At 59.5% G+C, this 15,587-nt stretch carries 14 protein-coding genes; 12 read left to right on the top strand and 2 right to left on the bottom strand.

Annotated features, from left to right (window positions below):
- Positions 1–333: 333 nt before the first annotated feature.
- On the top strand, positions 334–1,134 hold the full coding sequence (locus GA566_RS21655) for an IclR family transcriptional regulator (protein WP_144198154.1): 801 nt from the start codon (positions 334–336) through the stop codon (positions 1,132–1,134).
- A 160-nt stretch (positions 1,135–1,294) separates the two neighbouring features.
- On the top strand, positions 1,295–2,152 hold the full coding sequence (locus tag GA566_RS21650) for an IclR family transcriptional regulator (RefSeq protein WP_144198155.1): 858 nt from the start codon (positions 1,295–1,297) through the stop codon (positions 2,150–2,152).
- Between the two features lie 57 nt (positions 2,153–2,209).
- Here the strand turns inward: GA566_RS21650 and GA566_RS21645 are convergent, their stop codons facing one another.
- Positions 2,210–3,184, bottom strand: coding sequence for a tripartite tricarboxylate transporter substrate binding protein (locus GA566_RS21645; protein ID WP_160473969.1), 975 nt, complete (start codon positions 3,182–3,184; stop codon positions 2,210–2,212).
- A 263-nt stretch (positions 3,185–3,447) separates the two neighbouring features.
- Between GA566_RS21645 and GA566_RS21640 the strand changes: the two genes are divergently transcribed.
- Complete coding sequence (locus tag GA566_RS21640) at positions 3,448–4,539, top strand: YeiH family protein (RefSeq protein ID WP_144198157.1); 1,092 nt, start codon at positions 3,448–3,450, stop codon at positions 4,537–4,539.
- Positions 4,540–4,776: 237 nt separating this feature from the next.
- Here the strand turns inward: GA566_RS21640 and GA566_RS21635 are convergent, their stop codons facing one another.
- The gene (locus GA566_RS21635; RefSeq protein WP_144198158.1) at positions 4,777–5,205 is read right to left on the bottom strand and encodes a nuclear transport factor 2 family protein; all 429 of its coding nucleotides are present in this window, start codon (positions 5,203–5,205) and stop codon (positions 4,777–4,779) included.
- Between the two features lie 485 nt (positions 5,206–5,690).
- On the opposite strand from GA566_RS21635, the gene GA566_RS21630 reads away from it, so the two are divergent.
- The 9 genes from GA566_RS21630 (at position 5,691) to GA566_RS21590 (ending at position 15,550) form a co-directional block, all read left to right on the top strand.
- Positions 5,691–7,367: a GMC family oxidoreductase gene (locus GA566_RS21630; RefSeq protein ID WP_144198159.1), complete on the top strand. Its 1,677-nt coding sequence runs from the start codon at positions 5,691–5,693 to the stop codon at positions 7,365–7,367.
- An 81-nt stretch (positions 7,368–7,448) separates the two neighbouring features.
- Positions 7,449–9,047 carry a choline-sulfatase gene (gene betC, locus GA566_RS21625; protein ID WP_160473968.1) on the top strand — a complete coding sequence of 533 codons (1,599 nt, stop codon included), beginning with the start codon at positions 7,449–7,451 and terminating at the stop codon, positions 9,045–9,047.
- Between the two features lie 72 nt (positions 9,048–9,119).
- Positions 9,120–10,406 carry a tetratricopeptide repeat protein gene (locus GA566_RS21620; RefSeq protein WP_144198161.1) on the top strand — a complete coding sequence of 429 codons (1,287 nt, stop codon included), beginning with the start codon at positions 9,120–9,122 and terminating at the stop codon, positions 10,404–10,406.
- Positions 10,407–10,622: 216 nt separating this feature from the next.
- Complete coding sequence (locus GA566_RS21615) at positions 10,623–11,591, top strand: tripartite tricarboxylate transporter substrate binding protein (protein ID WP_144198162.1); 969 nt, start codon at positions 10,623–10,625, stop codon at positions 11,589–11,591.
- Between the two features lie 85 nt (positions 11,592–11,676).
- Entirely contained in the window at positions 11,677–12,021 is a 345-nt protein-coding gene (locus GA566_RS21610; RefSeq protein WP_144198163.1) for a carboxymuconolactone decarboxylase family protein, read from the top strand.
- Between the two features lie 126 nt (positions 12,022–12,147).
- Positions 12,148–12,510 (top strand): YidH family protein, encoded by a 363-nt coding sequence (locus tag GA566_RS21605; protein ID WP_144198164.1) that lies wholly within the window; start codon positions 12,148–12,150, stop codon positions 12,508–12,510.
- Positions 12,507–12,824 carry a DUF202 domain-containing protein gene (locus GA566_RS33710; protein ID WP_144198165.1) on the top strand — a complete coding sequence of 106 codons (318 nt, stop codon included), beginning with the start codon at positions 12,507–12,509 and terminating at the stop codon, positions 12,822–12,824. Before GA566_RS21605 ends, GA566_RS33710 begins: the two co-directional genes overlap by 4 nt.
- A 33-nt stretch (positions 12,825–12,857) precedes the next feature.
- Positions 12,858–13,811 (top strand): MoxR family ATPase, encoded by a 954-nt coding sequence (locus tag GA566_RS21595; protein WP_144198166.1) that lies wholly within the window; start codon positions 12,858–12,860, stop codon positions 13,809–13,811.
- Positions 13,812–13,825: 14 nt separating this feature from the next.
- Positions 13,826–15,550, top strand: coding sequence for a cobalt chelatase (locus GA566_RS21590; RefSeq protein WP_144198167.1), 1,725 nt, complete (start codon positions 13,826–13,828; stop codon positions 15,548–15,550).
- Positions 15,551–15,587 lie beyond the last annotated feature (37 nt).

Below are 15,587 nucleotides of genomic sequence, written 5' to 3'. Positions count from 1 at the left end.
TGCGCCGCTTTAGTGGCGAAAGTTCGGGTAAACGGTAATGAATGGAACGAAATGTTCCACTATGCTTGAGTGTGTGGGCGCGTAAGCGCAAACTCTGTCCCCAAAAGCGAGGTCCAGCGATGCTTCGACATTTCAGTCGGTGGCGGGAAGTACTGCGGCGGCTTGGTGCCTTCAGGGTGGCGTCCCGGCACTGGTTAATGCTCATCTATCACGCGTCTGCAACCTGCGCGATCCAGTGGGTTATCGACGATTCGCATTCCGCGGCGCACGACGAACCGTCTCGGAGGTCGCCCTGGTGGGGGACCTAGCAACGCGCGAACCCGCAGGATCTTTATGGCTTATTGCGAACAAACTGAGAATGGCAACTCGTCCCAAGACGGAAGTCTTGTGCCAAACGCGACTTCCGCCGATTACACCCTGCGCATCCTGGGTCTCGTCGCAGGTGCTAGTCGCGGCGCCACTGCCGTAGAGCTTTCCAGCCACCTCGCGCTGTCGAAGTCCACCATTGAACGAATCTGTAGTGGCCTCGTGACACAGGGCTACCTTGCGCGAGACTTGGCGGACGGCCACTATGTTCGGGGCCCGGCGCTTCGGCGTCTGGCGCTGAATGCACTCAATCGACGGGAACTCCGGGCCAAACGACAAAGCGTTCTGATGGAACTCGTCGCTGAGGTAGGGGAGAGCAGCAATTTCACTACCTTGGACGGCGCAAGTGTGCTTTACCTGGATCGCGTGGAGGCGCCGTGGCCTTGGCGCCTGACTCTTGAGCCAGGTGCAAAGGTCCCATTGCATTGCACGGCAAGCGGCAAGCTTTTTTTGGCCCTGATGCCGCATGGACGGCGTGAACAACTGATGGCGCAAAGCTGCATGGACGCGCTCACGCCGGCCACCATCGTCTCGCTCGAGGCACTGCGACGTGAGTGTGCGGAGATCGCCGGATACGGATATGCGCTGGATCGTGAGGAGTTTGTCCCCGGCCTGGTTGCGATTGCTGTTCCAGTCCTAGACGCGGCAGGAAAGGTCTGGGGGGCCATATCCGTTCATGGTCCCGCGGTCCGCATGACCGCCACGGATGCTGTGGCCAAATTGCCGGCGCTCCATCGTGCCGCGAAACAGATGGCGGATCTGCTGTGAACCCTGCGTAATAGTTGATAGCGAATCCGCCCGTGATACCATTTATTCAACATTGGAGCGTCCTGACCCGTTGAAATGGAACGATTTCATCGCACGGGTCCAGTGGACGGTACTCGACGGGCGGGATGGGCCTGCCCCCTCAGTTCACCAAGACCAAGCCATGGAAACTCAACGAATCGGTCGGAACACGAAACCTAAGAAATTGAATGGGAGGGTTTCGGCGCCCGCCAAGAACACGCCCGCGGCTGACGCTGCCGTATCGGGCGCACCGTCGCTTGGCGGTGCCATGGCCGACCGAACGCTGAGGCTGCTGCATGCTGTAGCGGGGGCCAGCCGTGCGATGACCTTGGCGGATCTTGTCGCAGAGCTGGGCCTGCCGAAGGCGACCACCCATCGATTGTGTGCGCAGCTCCTCGCGAGTGGATACCTTGCGCGGGATGTTGATGAGCGATTCTATGTGGTGGGCCCAACGCTCCGTCGGCTTGCACTCGATACCCTGAACCACGACGGATTGCGAGGACTTCGCCACGAGGTTCTCGCCTCTCTGGTACAAGAGGTCGGTGAGACATGCAATTTCACCACGCTGGATGGCGCCAGCGTGATGTATCTGGATCGCGTGGAAGCCCCGTGGCCTTGGCGCCTGACGCTTGATGCGGGAGCTCATGTACCTCTCCACTGCACCGCCAGCGGCAAGTTGTTCCTGGGGTTGATGGCGCCGGCTCAGCGAGAGGCACTGTTGGCCCAGTTGCCATTGGAACCGCTTACGCCGACTAGCATCACGTCTACGCAAGCTTTGCGCACAGAGTGCGAGAAGATCGCCGTCAATGGGTATGCATTGGATCAGGAGGAATTCATTCCTGGCTTGGTGGCTATTGCCGTACCTGTGCTTGACGGACAAGGGATCGCGAGGGCCGCAATCTCCGTTCATGCGCCATCGGCACGCATGAACGTCGAATCCGCAATTGGTAAGCTGCCCGCCTTGCGCGAAGCCGCGGCAAGAATGCGAGGCCTTCTGTAGATTCCAGGACGCCGGTACCACACAAATGGTACCGGTCTTCACGATGCGTGGTTGTCGCTACTCGACCACGATGCCTGCTGTCTTGATCAGCGCGGCGTAAGTCTTGATGTCACTGTCAAGGCGCGTCTTCAGATCTTCTGCGCCACTAATCCGCAGATCTGCTCCCTGTTGGCGTATCGCTTCGGCGGTAGCCGGTGTTCGCATCTTGCTCAACGCGGCTTGCAGTCGGTCCAGGATGGGCTTCGGCGTGCCAGCCGGTGCCATGAGTCCGTACCATGCCCCTGCTTCGTAGCCGGCAACGCCCGATTCCGCAATCGTGGGAATGTTGGGCAGTACCGGCCACCGCGACTTGCTTGCAACGGCCAGGATTTTCACCTTCCCGGCGTCATACGCACCGCGCACTGCGGCGAGGTGGGAAAACACAATGGGAACATGTCCGGCGATCACATCTGCCATCGCAGGACTGGCGCCTTTATAGGAGATGTTCCGGATCTGCACACCCGCCATGCGATTGAACATTTCCGCGGCAAGGTGCGCAGGGCTGCCTGGACCTGCGGAGGCGTAAGCCAAGCCGCCCGGATCGCTTTTGGCCGCTTTGATCAGATCGGCGACGGTATTCGCCTTGAAATCACGATTGACCACCAGGCAGTTCGGCACGTCGGCAATGATCGAGATTGGCGTCAGATCGCGGGTCGGGCTATAGGTCAGCTTGGGAAAGAGCGTGACGTTCACGGCGTTCGTGCTACTCGCCAAGAGCAAGGTGTAGCCGTCCGGGGCTGCTTTGGCGACAGAGTCCGACCCGATATTGGTCCCAGCTCCCGGCTTGTTTTCCACGACAACGGGTGTGCCCAGCTCCGTGGACAGAACGCGACCAATGTAGCGACCCAAATAGTCAGAAATGGCTCCCGCAGGGTAGGGCACAACTAGCTTGATGGGCTTCGAGGGCCAAGCTGCCTGGGCGTTTCCGAGTTCGGGGAAAAGTGCGCACGTGGTGCTGCCTGCGATCGCCAGCATGGCGCGTCGTCGATTCATGATGCCTTGTCTCCATTTTTGTTTGTGCGGGCGAGTACCGGCAAATGCTCGTCCGTGGACAGGATCATATCTCGGATGAAGTGGAACGAAAAGGACCAAAAAGAAATGAACATAGCCAGTAATAGGTACAATATGTTCCATAACATGGTGGTGCGATGACGTCAAATCGGGATTTTGGGTAAGACTTAGCGATATATCCAGTTTTACTGGTCAAGTGGCGGCGCTTAGGCTGACAACACAACTGTCATTCTCTGAGCTCTCCTATGTCGACTGCGCCGGCCCCTTCCACTGCTTCATCCATCGCCCCTCCGTCGGGATTGACCCTATGGCGGCAGCGCATCCTGACGCTGATTCCGTTGGCCGCAATCGCGTGGCTCGCGCAATCGTTGGCGAACCATCCGACCATTTCGGGATACGGTCTCTCGGCGTTGACGCTTGCCATTGGCGCGGGCATGGTGGCAGCTAACACCATGCCCAAGGAGTGGCTTATGCCACTGGCGCCGGGGATGCAATTTGCCCGGCACTACCTGCTGCGCTGGGGTGTTGCCCTCTATGGGCTTCGCCTGACGTTTGGCGCGATTGCGGCCCTTGGGGTCGGTGGTGTGGTCCTGCCACTGGCGATGCTTGTTGGAACCCTGATTGTCGGAACCTGGCTAGGATCCAGCGTGTTGGGTCTGAGTCGGCGTGAAGCCATACTGGTGAGCGCCGGGAGCGCGGTGTGTGGTGCAGCGGCAGCAATTGCGGTGTCGTCCGTCGTGAGGACCAATGACCGGCAAACCGCAGTGGCGGTCGCGACGGTCGTGCTGTTTGGTACTGCGGGAATGTTCCTTTACCCTTGGATGTATGAACTGCTGACCCAGCACTGGCACCTGGCCATTAGCGAGAAGAGCTTCGGCATTTTTACTGGTGCAACGCTGCATGAAGTTGCCCAGGTGATCGCGGCAGGCAAGATGGTGAGCGACGCCACGGCCGATGCGGCTGTCGTCACCAAGATGGTCCGGGTGCTGGCATTGGCGCCGCTGCTGCTAGTCATGGCGCTCTGGCCGAAGACCAGTTGGTCGCAGGAATCCAGCGACTCGCGAAATCTGCGGGGCCTGCTTAAGTCGGTCCCCTGGTTCGCGATCGCATTCGTCGCCGTGATGGGTGTGAATTCCGCTGAGTTGGTACCGTCGGCCTGGAAACCCGGGCTGACAGCGCTGGACAACTGGATGCTCGCCTGTGCGATGCTGGCCATTGGGCTGCAAACACGCATTGGTGATCTCCTCCGCGCGGGACGAGCGCCATTGGTACTCGCGGGTCTGCTGTTCGTCTTTCTTATGGTGGCCGGTGCGGCGCTCGGCATGCTCCTCGTCTGAACCTGCCTGAAGGAGTAGACGACTACTGGGCAGCGGGATAGCCGGCATCGCACTTCACGATATGCAGTCTCGTGTAGCGCCCCACGCTTCGTGGGGCGCTCAGCATTGCGCGCCATGTTCGCCTCGAACGCGGCGGTCGGCGAGACGCAAAGGGCTCGCCCAAGGCCGTCGAGCCCTTTGCCTCGGCCTCGCCGAGAGCAGGTGGCAGAACGCTGCCACCTCGCTACATCCGAATCTTCAGTACGTGGCCGGACCCAGCTTCGGGTCGATTTGCCACGTTTCGCTGACGATCTTGTTGTCGCGATACGTCAGCACGTAGCGGACTTTAATAGGCTGCTTGCCCTGAAACGTGACATTGGCCGTCACGCTAGAACCCTTCGGATTCGAGGCTTCCTCGACCTTGTCCACCGCGACCTTCATGGTGCCCTGAGACTTGGTGAATTTTTCCCAGACTTGGCGAATGGCGTCGACGCCTGTATAGGTCCCGTCCAAAGGCCCACCGACCCAGACGAAGTGCGCTGCGTCTGCGTAGCCGTGCATCACCGCTGCGACATCTCCTGCAGCGATAGCTTGAAAGTGGGTCTGGGCGTCGGAAGCCGCGGGCGCAGCGACTGCGCTCAATGCCGTGAATGCCATTGCCGATGCGACGAAAATTCTCTTGAACATATGGGTCTCCATGAGAGGTTTGCGATGGACTGCAAAGCGGTAAACCTTTTCACGAACCGATTTATTCCACTGTGCCTCGCACATTTGCGCTGACCCGGACGAGTTGGTAGTGCCGACGCTCCGACGGGTCGTCAATGCTTCGGTGCGCGGCACCAATACCTGCCCGCCGCGGAGGCGCTAGGCACTCCGGGTTGCGCGATCCTGGGAAAGGGTTGAGTTCATCCGCGCCGTGCCGCCAGTTCGGCGATCCACTGAATGCCGGCGCGCATTGCAGCGACATCCCGGGAGCGGTGAGTGGTCCGCATTTGGCACCCAACGATGTGCGTTTTGGAACTCTCCCGCCCGATGCATGCTGGCTTCGAGGGTTAACCCCTGTACTGTTCCGGCTTCATGAGGGTAGATATTTAGAAATGGAACGTTGCGTTCCAAATAAACATTGTCTAAGATGCTTTCACTACGATCACAACACGACAGGCGAGTGAGACATGTCTGAAGAATTCGATTTCATCATTGTGGGAGCCGGCTCCGCGGGAGCCACGCTCGCAGCGCGTTTGACTGAAAACCCCAATACGCGCGTGCTTCTGCTGGAAGCGGGTCCGCCAGACAAGTCGATGTGGATTCATCTCCCGATCGGTTACGGCAAGACGATGTGGGATTCGCGTGTCAACTGGCGCTTCGAAACGGAGCCGGATCCGGGCATGAATAACCGACGGATCTACTGGCCGCGCGGAAAGACGCTCGGTGGTTCAAGCTCGATCAATGGTCTGATCTATATCCGGGGGCAACGCGAGGATTACGACCTGTGGTCGGCGCTCGGCAATGAGGGATGGTCTTTCGACGAAGTTCTGCCGTACTTCCGGAAGTCGGAAGGCAACCAGCGTGGCGCGAGCATGTATCACGGTGGCGAAGGCCCGCTCAAGATTTCGGATGTGGGCAAGAAGCACGAACTGATCGAGGCATTCATTGCGGGGGCAGAACAGACGGGTGTTCCGCGCAACGACGACTTCAACGGCGCGACCCAAGAGGGCGCTGGGTACTATCAGCTCACAACCGATCGTGGCCGCCGCTGCAGCACGGCGCGCGCCTTTCTGACGCCGGCACGGAACCGCCCGAACCTTTGCGTCGAAACGGAAGCTCAGGCGACTGGACTGATCTATGAGGGACGCCGGGTCGTTGGCGTGAACTATATGCAGGCCGGGGTCAGGCGCTCGGCTCGCTGCCGCGCCGAGGTGCTGCTGGCAGCGGGTGCCATTCAGTCACCGCAACTGTTGCAATTGTCGGGTATTGGCCCGAAGGATCTGCTCGCAAAGTTCGGGATTCCCGTCGTGCAGGATCTGAAGGGCGTTGGCGAAAACTTGCAGGATCACCTGCAGGTACGGCTCTACTACGAATGCACCAAGCCGATCACCACGAACGACGAACTCAATTCCTGGATCGGCAAGGCCAAGATTGGTCTGCAGTGGCTGCTATATCGCAGCGGTCCGCTGGCAGTGGGTATCAACCAAGGCGGTTGCTTTATGCGTGCTCTCAAGGATGAGCACGGTCGGCCGGTGGCTGCCACACCCGACATCCAGTTTCACGTCTCCACACTGTCTGCTGACATGGCCGGCGGGAAAGTTCATCCGTTCTCTGGCTTCACACTGTCGATCTGCCAACTGCGCCCCGAATCGAAGGGCTACGTGCGGATCTCTTCGCCGGACCCGTTGGCCGCGCCAGAAATGCAGGGGTACTACCTTGCGACGGAGCTCGATCAACGGACGACCATTGCTGGCGTCCGGGCCGCTCGGGAAATCGCCAATTCGGCGGCAATGCGTCCGTATGTAAAGCGCGAGTTCAAGCCTGGCCCGGAGACCAACTCTGACGAGGAACTGCTGGAGTTCTGCAGGAACCACGGCGCGACCATCTTTCATCCGATTGGCACGGCAAAGATGGGAACCGACGACATGTCGGTGGTCGATTCACGCCTGAGGGTGCACGGCGTCCAGGGCCTGCGCGTAGTCGACTGTTCGGTGATGCCGACACTTGTGTCCGGCAATACGAATGCCCCAGCCATCATGGTGGCGGAGAAGGCCGCCGACATCATTCGCGAAGACTATAGCGGTAAGGGAACGGGCCGGTCCCGAAGCATCAATACAGGGAAAACCATGGAGATTGTCTCGTAGTTGTTCCCTCCCCATTAGGTCCAGAATTAACCTGCTACATCCGAAACCCAAAACATGCTATCCACGAAAGGAGACACTGGAATGCGCCGCCCGAATATTATTCTGTTCATGGCCGACCAATTGACCGCCAACGCGCTGACGGCGTATGGCAACGACGTGGTCAAGGCACCGAATATTGCTGCGCTGAGCGAGCAGGGTGTCACGTTCAAGAACGCGTATACCAACTCGCCGATCTGCGCACCGTCGCGTTACGCCATGCTTAGCGGTTGTCTGCCGTGGAGCATCGATGCATTCGACAATGCTGCGGAGTTGACGGCGTCCACGCCGACGCTGCTGCATTACCTGCGTCGTCTCGGCTATGCGACGACCCTCTCCGGCAAGATGCACTTCGTCGGGCCGGATCAGCTCCATGGGTACCAGGAGCGGCTGGTCACGGATATCTATCCTGCTGACTTTGCATGGGTGCCGGACTGGAAAGCCGGCCCCCGCAATGCACCGACCGGCATCAACATGCGTGCCGTAGTCGAGGCGGGACCTTGCTTCCGCAGCCTGCAGCTCGACTACGATGAAGAAACCACCTTCATGGCGAATCAGAAGATCTATGATCTGGCGCGCCAATCCCGTGACAAGCCGTTCTTCCTCACGGTGTCTCTGACACACCCCCACTCGCCGTTCACCGCATCGCAGGAACACTGGGACCGCTACGATCACGATGAGATCGATATGCCGAAAGTCGGCCCCATTCCGCTCGACCAGCTTGATACGCATAGCAAGTGGCTCTACTACTCGCATGGCCGCGATCGCCTCAAGGTCACGGATGAACATACGAAGAATGCTCGTCACGCGTACTACGCCATGATCAGCTATGTGGACGACAAGCTTGGCGAGATGATGAAGATTCTGAAGCAGACGAAGCTTCTGGAAGACACCATCATCGTGTTCACGGCCGATCACGGCGACATGATGGGTGAGCGCGGCATGTGGTTCAAGCAGACGTTCTTTGAGAACGCCACCCGGATTCCTCTCATTATCGGCGGCCCCGGCCTGCCCAAGGCCAAGGTAGTCGAGAAGAACGTCTCGCTCGTGGACTTGATGCCGACCCTGATGTCGGTTGCCGACGACGGAAAGGTCGACACCGTCACCGAGATCGATGGCCGCGATATGACTGGCCTGATGACCGGCACGGGAACCGGCTGGAGCGACCGGGCTTTCTCGGAGTACAGCGACATGGGCGTCTGCGCCCCTTGCCGTATGGTGCGCGAAGGGAGCTTCAAGTACACCTACACGCACGGGCACGAATCCATGCTTTTCGATCTGGAATCGGATCCGAACGAGCAGAAGAACCTGTGCGGCGATCCGGAATTTTCCGAAATCGAGCGCCGTATGCATGACACGGTGCTCGAAGGATGGTGTCCCGATGCCCTCAACGAGCGCGTGCTGCGCAGTCAAGCCTCGCGACAACTGCTGTGGTCGCTGGTGAAGAACGAGAAGCGCGACAACTGGTCGTTCGAGTTCCGCCACGGTGACAAGTCGCGCTACGTGCGGGGTGGTGGCGATGCGGAAGGAACCAACGCCGTCAAGGGGCGCGCGCGTTTCCCCTACTACGAGCCGGTCGTTCAGGCTGAGCCCAAGCCGCTCACCGACGAGGAGGCGAGCCTGATTCCTAATGCCAAGCGCTAGGCGATAGACGTCAGATGGGCGTCGGCCGCGCCGGGCGCGGCCGACAGTTCGGTACAGATTAGTGTGACTTCCATGTTCGACAATCAAGACCTCGCAATCACCGTAGAGAACTCCACCGCCCTGGCCGCTTACAACCAGGCGATGTCAGACCTTCTGGAGTATCGGCTGACGGCCATGCCCAGCGTCAAGCATGCGTTGGAGATCGAACCATCATTCTGTATGGCCCATTGTCTGCGTGGCTACATGCTGATGATGTACAGCAGCTTCAACGTGTACGACAACGCCAGTGTCGCGCTGGAGAATGCAAAGCGATGCGCTCAGAATGCGTCGCTACGGGAGCAGCGACACGTCCGGGCGCTTGAATTCTGGCGGCTGGGAGACCTGCATTCCGCCTGCGCGCAGTGGCAGCAGATCCTGATCGACCATCCGCATGACATTCTCGCGCTGCGTTTGCACCACTTCGTGAGCTTTTGGATGGGGCGAACCGAAGTCCTTCAATCGGTGCCGGCTGCAGCGCTTCCGGCATGGACGCCGGAAATGCCCAACTACGGCAACGTCCTGGGCATGTTGGCCTTCGGTTTGCAGGAGAACGGTCACTTCACCATGGCGGAGGAATACGGGCGAGATGCCGTGGCGCGCTGTCCGGACGACCTGTGGGCCGTGCATGCAGTCGCGCACGTGTTCGAGATGCAGGGCCGCCATGCGGAAGGGCGCGAATGGTTCGCGGTACCCCTCGACAAGTGGGACGACCGCAATCCGTTTCGCGGTCATCTCTGGTGGCATCTCGGTCTCTTCACGCTGGAGGCGGGCGATATCGAGTCGGCCTTGGCGCTCTACGACAAGGCCATCTACACCGGCGACTCGGACTTCTACCTGGACATTCAGAATGCCGCGTCTTTCCTGGCGCGCGTCGAATTCAAGGGCGCCAAAGTCGGCGCGCGTTGGAAGCTCCTCGCAGACTATGCAGAAGCGCATCGCGATGACCATGCATTGGTCTTCACCGATCTGCATTCCGTGATGTCGCTTGCCCGGGAGCGGCGATTCGGCGCGGCCAGAGCCCACATTCAGTCGATGAAAGACTATGCAAGCGACAGCGATATGCATGTTGCCCAAGCGATTCGACGTGTAGGCTTGGACGCATGCGAAGGCATTCTTGCTTTTGAGGAAGGGGAGTTCGATAAGTGCCTCTCCCTGATCCATAAGCTTCGTCCGCTGCTGCAGGAGGTGGGGGCAAGCCACGCCCAGCGCGACATCGTTGTGCAATATGCCAACGAAGCAGCCAGACGCTCGGATGCACAACGGACCCTCGCCTGGCTGGCAAACCAACAAGACTTCGACAGCCGCCTCGCCCAGTCGTAGTCCATCGCGAGGCGATGATTCATCGGGACATCGCCTCGCTAGATACGTGCATCAACTATCGCTAGTCCTGCCAACCTATTTCATCGGGTTGGTGAGCGAAACGTCATTGCTCGGCGCGCCGACAGCGAACTCGCGCCGCATCAGAATCGACTTATGTAGACATCCAGCGTGAATGTGAAAGAGCGCCCACAGAGGCGCCTTTACCGGAGACAAGACATGCTCAAGAAAATCGCCCTTGCCGCAGTGATGTTCTGCGGGGCAGCCGTCTGTACGGGTGCCATGGCACAAACAAAATGGCCGGAAAAGCCAATCCGAATGATTGTTCCGTGGGCCCCTGGTGGCGTGGCGGACGTGCTCGGGAGGCAGGCGGCGCGTGTGATTTCGGCCAGCGTCGGGCAGCCGGTGGTGGTGGAGAACAAGCCCGGCGCGGGATCGAACATTGGTGCGGACTTGGTCGCGAAGTCCAAGCCGGACGGCTACACGCTGCTCTTTGCGAGCAGCACGAATGCCATCAACATGACGCTGTTCCCCAAAATATCATACGACGTTCAAAAGGACTTGGCGCCGGTGGCGGTGCTGTTTTCAGTGCCCAATGCGTTGGTGGTCAACAACGCATTCCCGGCTAAGACCGTGACGGAGTTCATTAGTTACGCCAAGTCCCAAGCGGATGGCATTGCCTATGCAACGCCTGGCCCGGGTAGCCCGGCACACTTGGCCGGGGAGCAGTTCGGACGGATGACCGGCATAAAGATGCGGCATGTCGGTTATCAGGGCGGCACCCCTGCAATGTCGGATGTGATGGCGGGACACGTGCCGGTCGCATTCATGAACCTGACGGCCATCCAGCCTGCCGTGGAGTCGGGCAAGGTTCGGGTATTGGCGGTAGGCAGCGCCAAGCGGGTACCGTCGCTGCCGAATGTGCCGACGTTGGCCGAGTCAGGGGTTACGGGTTTTGAATCCACGTCGTGGATGGGGCTTATGGCGCCCGCCGGCACGCCGCCACAGGTGATCGAGCGTATTCAGCAGGCCCTCGCTGGCATGCAGGCACCAGCCGTCCTGGAGTTCGCGCGAAAACAGGGCGCGGAACCGGCGGTTTCCACGCCCGACCAAATGCGCGCGATCCTCAAGGCCGATGTGGCCAACTACGGCAAGGTTATCCGACAGGCTGGAATCTCTGCCGAGTAACGCGACACGCTCCTCGGAGCACCCCCTCCATCGGTTTCCAACGTGCGATCGTGGAGTTTTTACCCCAACCATAGAAGGTAGACAAATGCTGCAAGACTGGATCGAATCGTTCAAGAAGAACAAGCAGGCGGGCGCAGCCCTTGCCAAGGCCGCGCCGAAGCTGATGGCTGCGTATCAAGGATTCAACGCTAGCCAAAACGGCAACGGCGCTCTGGATCCGAAAACGCGGGAATTGATCGCGCTCGCGGTTGCTGTGACGACGCGTTGCGATGCGTGTATCGCCGCGCATGCCAACGCCGCCAAGAACGCCGGCGTCACCGAAGCGGAGATTGCAGACGCACTGGGTACGGCGATGGCGCTGAACACTGGCGCGGCTTACGTCTACTCCGTCCGTGCTTTCGAGGCGTATCAGCAATTTTCCGCGCAGTGATTGAGGGGCGGCGATAGGTCTTGTCATGGGTATCCAGGTTGCCATGACGGGCTTCATTGCCGCGTTTTCGTGAATCTCTGTTGATCTCTTCCTCTTATCGAAGCGAACTACATTAGTAGGAAATCAATGCAGCGCAATGATCAAAACGTGCCGTGGTATCGGGAGGGGCAAGACCCAGACTATCGGTTCTCCCTTGCCAATGAACGTACGTTCCTGGCGTGGGTACGCACGGTGCTGGCGCTTCTCGCTACCGTCGTGGTGATCGAGCAGATCGCCACACACGCCGTTAATCCGGCTCCCCTTAAGATGCTGTGCGTTGCGTTGTCACTGACTGCATGCATTGCCGGTGGGGCCTGTTACTTCCGTTGGAAGGCAAATGAAGTTGCCATGCGCCATGCCCGAAGTCTTCCTTCCAGCATTCTCCAGTCGCTGCTCGGCACGGCAATTTTTTGCGTCAGCGTGACAGTCACGGTGCTGTTGAGCATATGAGGGATCCAGGAGTGCAGCCAGAGCGGACATCGCTCGCTTGGGGGCGAACAGGCTGGGCGAGCGCCGTCATAGCCGTGGGCTGTGCACGGGCGGCTGTAAGTGGGCAGAGCACCTTCCGGGCGCTGGCGATCCTGGTCGGAGTTGCAAGCCTTGCCGTTGCGCTGGCTTGCGGATTCAGAGGAAGAGAACTGAAAGCGAAGGGTATGCGGGCTCGGCCACGACCGTTGGTCATGATCTGGATCAGTGCGTGGCTGACGCTACTCTCGGCATTCGTTGCCCTATATGTGAGTCATCTGCCGCGGGTCGCCTTGTAGAGCTCGGGCGTCGTACGCTCGAAGGAGAAACTGATGGAAAGGCCGGATCTGAAGCTTTCAGTGCGCGATACGTTCGGGATTGAATCGAGCCTTACGGTACCGGCCTTTAGCGAGCGAGACGATCACGTGCCGGAGATCGATCCGGTCTATCGCTTCGATCCGGAGGTCACTCTCGCAATTCTGGCGGGATTTTCGAATAATCGTCGAGTCATGGTCCAGGGCTTGCACGGTACCGGCAAGTCGACGCACATCGAGCAGGTGGCAGCCCGGTTGAACTGGCCCTGCGTGCGGGTCAACCTTGACGGCCACATCAGCCGACTGGATCTGGTCGGCAAAGACACGATCGTGTTGCGGGACGGCCTGCAAGTCAGCGAATTCCAGGAAGGCATAGTTCCGTGGGCGCTTCAGCGCCCGGTGGCGTTGATCTTCGACGAGTACGATGCTGGCCGGCCGGACGTTATGTTTGTGATCCAGCGCATCCTTGAGCGAGAAGGGAAGTTCACGCTGCTGGATCAGAACCGCGTCATCCAGCCGCATCCGCTGTTCCGGATGTTTGCGACGAGTAACACAGTCGGGCTCGGCAACCTCAATGGCATGTATCAGGGCACGCAGCTACTGAACCATGCCCAGCTCGATCGATGGAGTGTTGTCGCCACGCTCGATTACCTGGAGCGCCAACAAGAGATCGATATTGTTGTGGCGCGCGTGCCGCAGTTCGCCACAGAGTCTGGTCGCGAACTTGTCGAATCCATGGTCGCGTTGGCAGAGCTGACCCGGAAGGGATTTGCCTCGGGAGACATTGCGGTGCTGATGTCGCCTCGCACTGTCATTACGTGGGCTGAGAACTGCGAGATCTTCCGTGACCCGCTGATGGCCTTCCGCTTGAGCTTTCTCAATAAATGCGATCCTGCCGAACGGCCAATTGTGGCCGAGTATTACCAGCGTTGCTTTGGCGTGGAGCTCGAGGATACGGGTGTCGTTGACTGACCCGGGCTACCGATATGATGTCAGAACGGCAGTCGACTCGCATCGAGCAGCAACGCACATTACTGTGTGCTGCAGCGGTACGTGCTTTGACCGGCGACGGCAGATTGCATTACCGTTCCGGACGCCTTTTTCGCGGGCATGCGGCGTTGCCAGCGCATGCGTTGACGGTCCAGGACGCATCGTCTGCGAAACGCGCGGTGCTACGGGGCGACGCGGATGCGCTTGCACTTCGGGAAAAATCCTCGGACAGAATCCTTCACCGAAGAGTTCGCCCCGTTGATCCGACCGCCAGAATGCTGTTTGAAGTCCTGGAACAGATTCGATGCGAATCTCTCGTCCCAATGAGCTTGCGTGGGGTCCGGCAGAATCTGCAACTCCGCTTCGAGTGCTGGTCCAACGAGGTCGTGAGGTCGAACCTTGCAGACAGTCAGTTCGGGATCCTGGTGTACACGGCGGTTCAGATCGCCTGGTCACGACTTCTCGGCTATCCCCTTACTTGTGAATCGGAAGATCTGATCGAAGCAACGCGCGCCGGCATCTCTCATCGCATTGGTGGCTCGCTCGCTGCAATGCGGCGCCACCGCGCTTCGCAGGCCCAGTTTGCGATCCATGCCAAGCAGTACGCCGAGGCGGTAGCTGGGATGATGGAGGAGGAGTTTCGTGGCAGTGCAAACCGTGATGGTAGCGATCAGACTACTAGCTACGCTGCGGCGAGGGCCATTCTTGCCGTCGAGTCGGATAGTGACGTCGAGAACCTGAATCCGATCGAAACCGTGGACACTGGATTGAGTAAGGTATTCGATGCGTCCGCCGACGGCTATCGCATCTATACCCGGGCTTACGATCGGGAGGTCAACGCTGGCTCCCTGGTACGGCGTCCACTACTAGCCGAGTTGCGGGCGCGGCTCGATCATCAGATCGCATCCCAGCACATCAACGTCGGCAAGCTGTCGCGGCTGATGCTCCACCTGTTTTCGACGCCGAGACGGGACGGATGGTCAGATGGGGAAGAGTCGGGGCGCATAGATGGACGTCGATTGCCCCAGATCGTCTGTTCTCCTGGGGAGCGCCGGGTATTTCGGCGCGATCTGGACGTGCCGCGCCCAGATTGCGCAATGACTTTCCTCGTCGATTGCTCCGGTTCGATGAAGCAGCATGGCGCGAACGTTGCCGTCATGGTTGATGTCTTCTCCAGAACACTTGATCAATTGGGCGTGACCAATGAGGTCCTAGGATTTACAACCGGTGACTGGAATGGAGGTAAGGCGCGTCGCGACTGGATGGCGGCCGGCCGGCAGTCGCACCCTGGCCGACTCAACGAAACTTGCCACTTGGTTTTCAAGGATGCGGCTAGTGGCTGGAGGCGGTCGCGAAGCGATATTGCGGCATTAATGAAGGCGGATCTTTTTCGGGAGGGCGTGGACGGGGAAGCGGTGGAGTGGGCGTGCGGCCGGCTCCTGGCTCGGCCTGAAACGAGGCGTTTCCTAATGGTCATCTCAGACGGCAGTCCGATGGATTGCGCCACAGGGCAGGCGAATGACGCCTACTACCTCGACAATCATCTGAGGGCGGTGGTGAGTGCGCACGAACAGAAGCGCGATGTGCGCATCATGGCCCTTGGCGTTGGTCTGGATTTAGGCCCGTACTATCGACATAACCTTCCTGTAGATCTGACCGAGGTGCCTGGCATGAAGCTGTTGCAGGAGATTGTGCAATGGATGGGACGAGCGCTGGGCTAAGGTGCCGGCCGGCGTTCGGCCACGTTGGCTTGGGGAA

This window comes from Cupriavidus sp. SW-Y-13 (assembly GCF_009793345.1).
Classification (GTDB): Bacteria; Pseudomonadota; Gammaproteobacteria; order Burkholderiales; family Burkholderiaceae; genus Cupriavidus.
Note: the sequence above shows the minus strand (reverse complement) of the source record. Positions and strands in the feature narration are given on the sequence as shown.

Excerpts from the sequence above, each read along its gene's own strand:
- GA566_RS21655 (WP_144198154.1), top strand. The coding sequence starts at position 334 with ATGGCTTATTGCGAACAAACTGAGAATGGCAACTCGTCCCAAGACGGA.
- GA566_RS21650 (WP_144198155.1), top strand. The coding sequence starts at position 1,295 with ATGGAAACTCAACGAATCGGTCGGAACACGAAACCTAAGAAATTGAAT.
- GA566_RS21645 (WP_160473969.1), bottom strand. The coding sequence starts at position 3,184 with ATGAATCGACGACGCGCCATGCTGGCGATCGCAGGCAGCACCACGTGC.
- GA566_RS21640 (WP_144198157.1), top strand. The coding sequence starts at position 3,448 with ATGTCGACTGCGCCGGCCCCTTCCACTGCTTCATCCATCGCCCCTCCG.
- GA566_RS21635 (WP_144198158.1), bottom strand. The coding sequence starts at position 5,205 with ATGTTCAAGAGAATTTTCGTCGCATCGGCAATGGCATTCACGGCATTG.
- GA566_RS21630 (WP_144198159.1), top strand. The coding sequence starts at position 5,691 with ATGTCTGAAGAATTCGATTTCATCATTGTGGGAGCCGGCTCCGCGGGA.
- betC (WP_160473968.1), top strand. The coding sequence starts at position 7,449 with ATGCGCCGCCCGAATATTATTCTGTTCATGGCCGACCAATTGACCGCC.
- GA566_RS21620 (WP_144198161.1), top strand. The coding sequence starts at position 9,120 with ATGTTCGACAATCAAGACCTCGCAATCACCGTAGAGAACTCCACCGCC.
- GA566_RS21615 (WP_144198162.1), top strand. The coding sequence starts at position 10,623 with ATGCTCAAGAAAATCGCCCTTGCCGCAGTGATGTTCTGCGGGGCAGCC.
- GA566_RS21610 (WP_144198163.1), top strand. The coding sequence starts at position 11,677 with ATGCTGCAAGACTGGATCGAATCGTTCAAGAAGAACAAGCAGGCGGGC.
- GA566_RS21605 (WP_144198164.1), top strand. The coding sequence starts at position 12,148 with ATGCAGCGCAATGATCAAAACGTGCCGTGGTATCGGGAGGGGCAAGAC.
- GA566_RS33710 (WP_144198165.1), top strand. The coding sequence starts at position 12,507 with ATGAGGGATCCAGGAGTGCAGCCAGAGCGGACATCGCTCGCTTGGGGG.
- GA566_RS21595 (WP_144198166.1), top strand. The coding sequence starts at position 12,858 with ATGGAAAGGCCGGATCTGAAGCTTTCAGTGCGCGATACGTTCGGGATT.
- GA566_RS21590 (WP_144198167.1), top strand. The coding sequence starts at position 13,826 with ATGATGTCAGAACGGCAGTCGACTCGCATCGAGCAGCAACGCACATTA.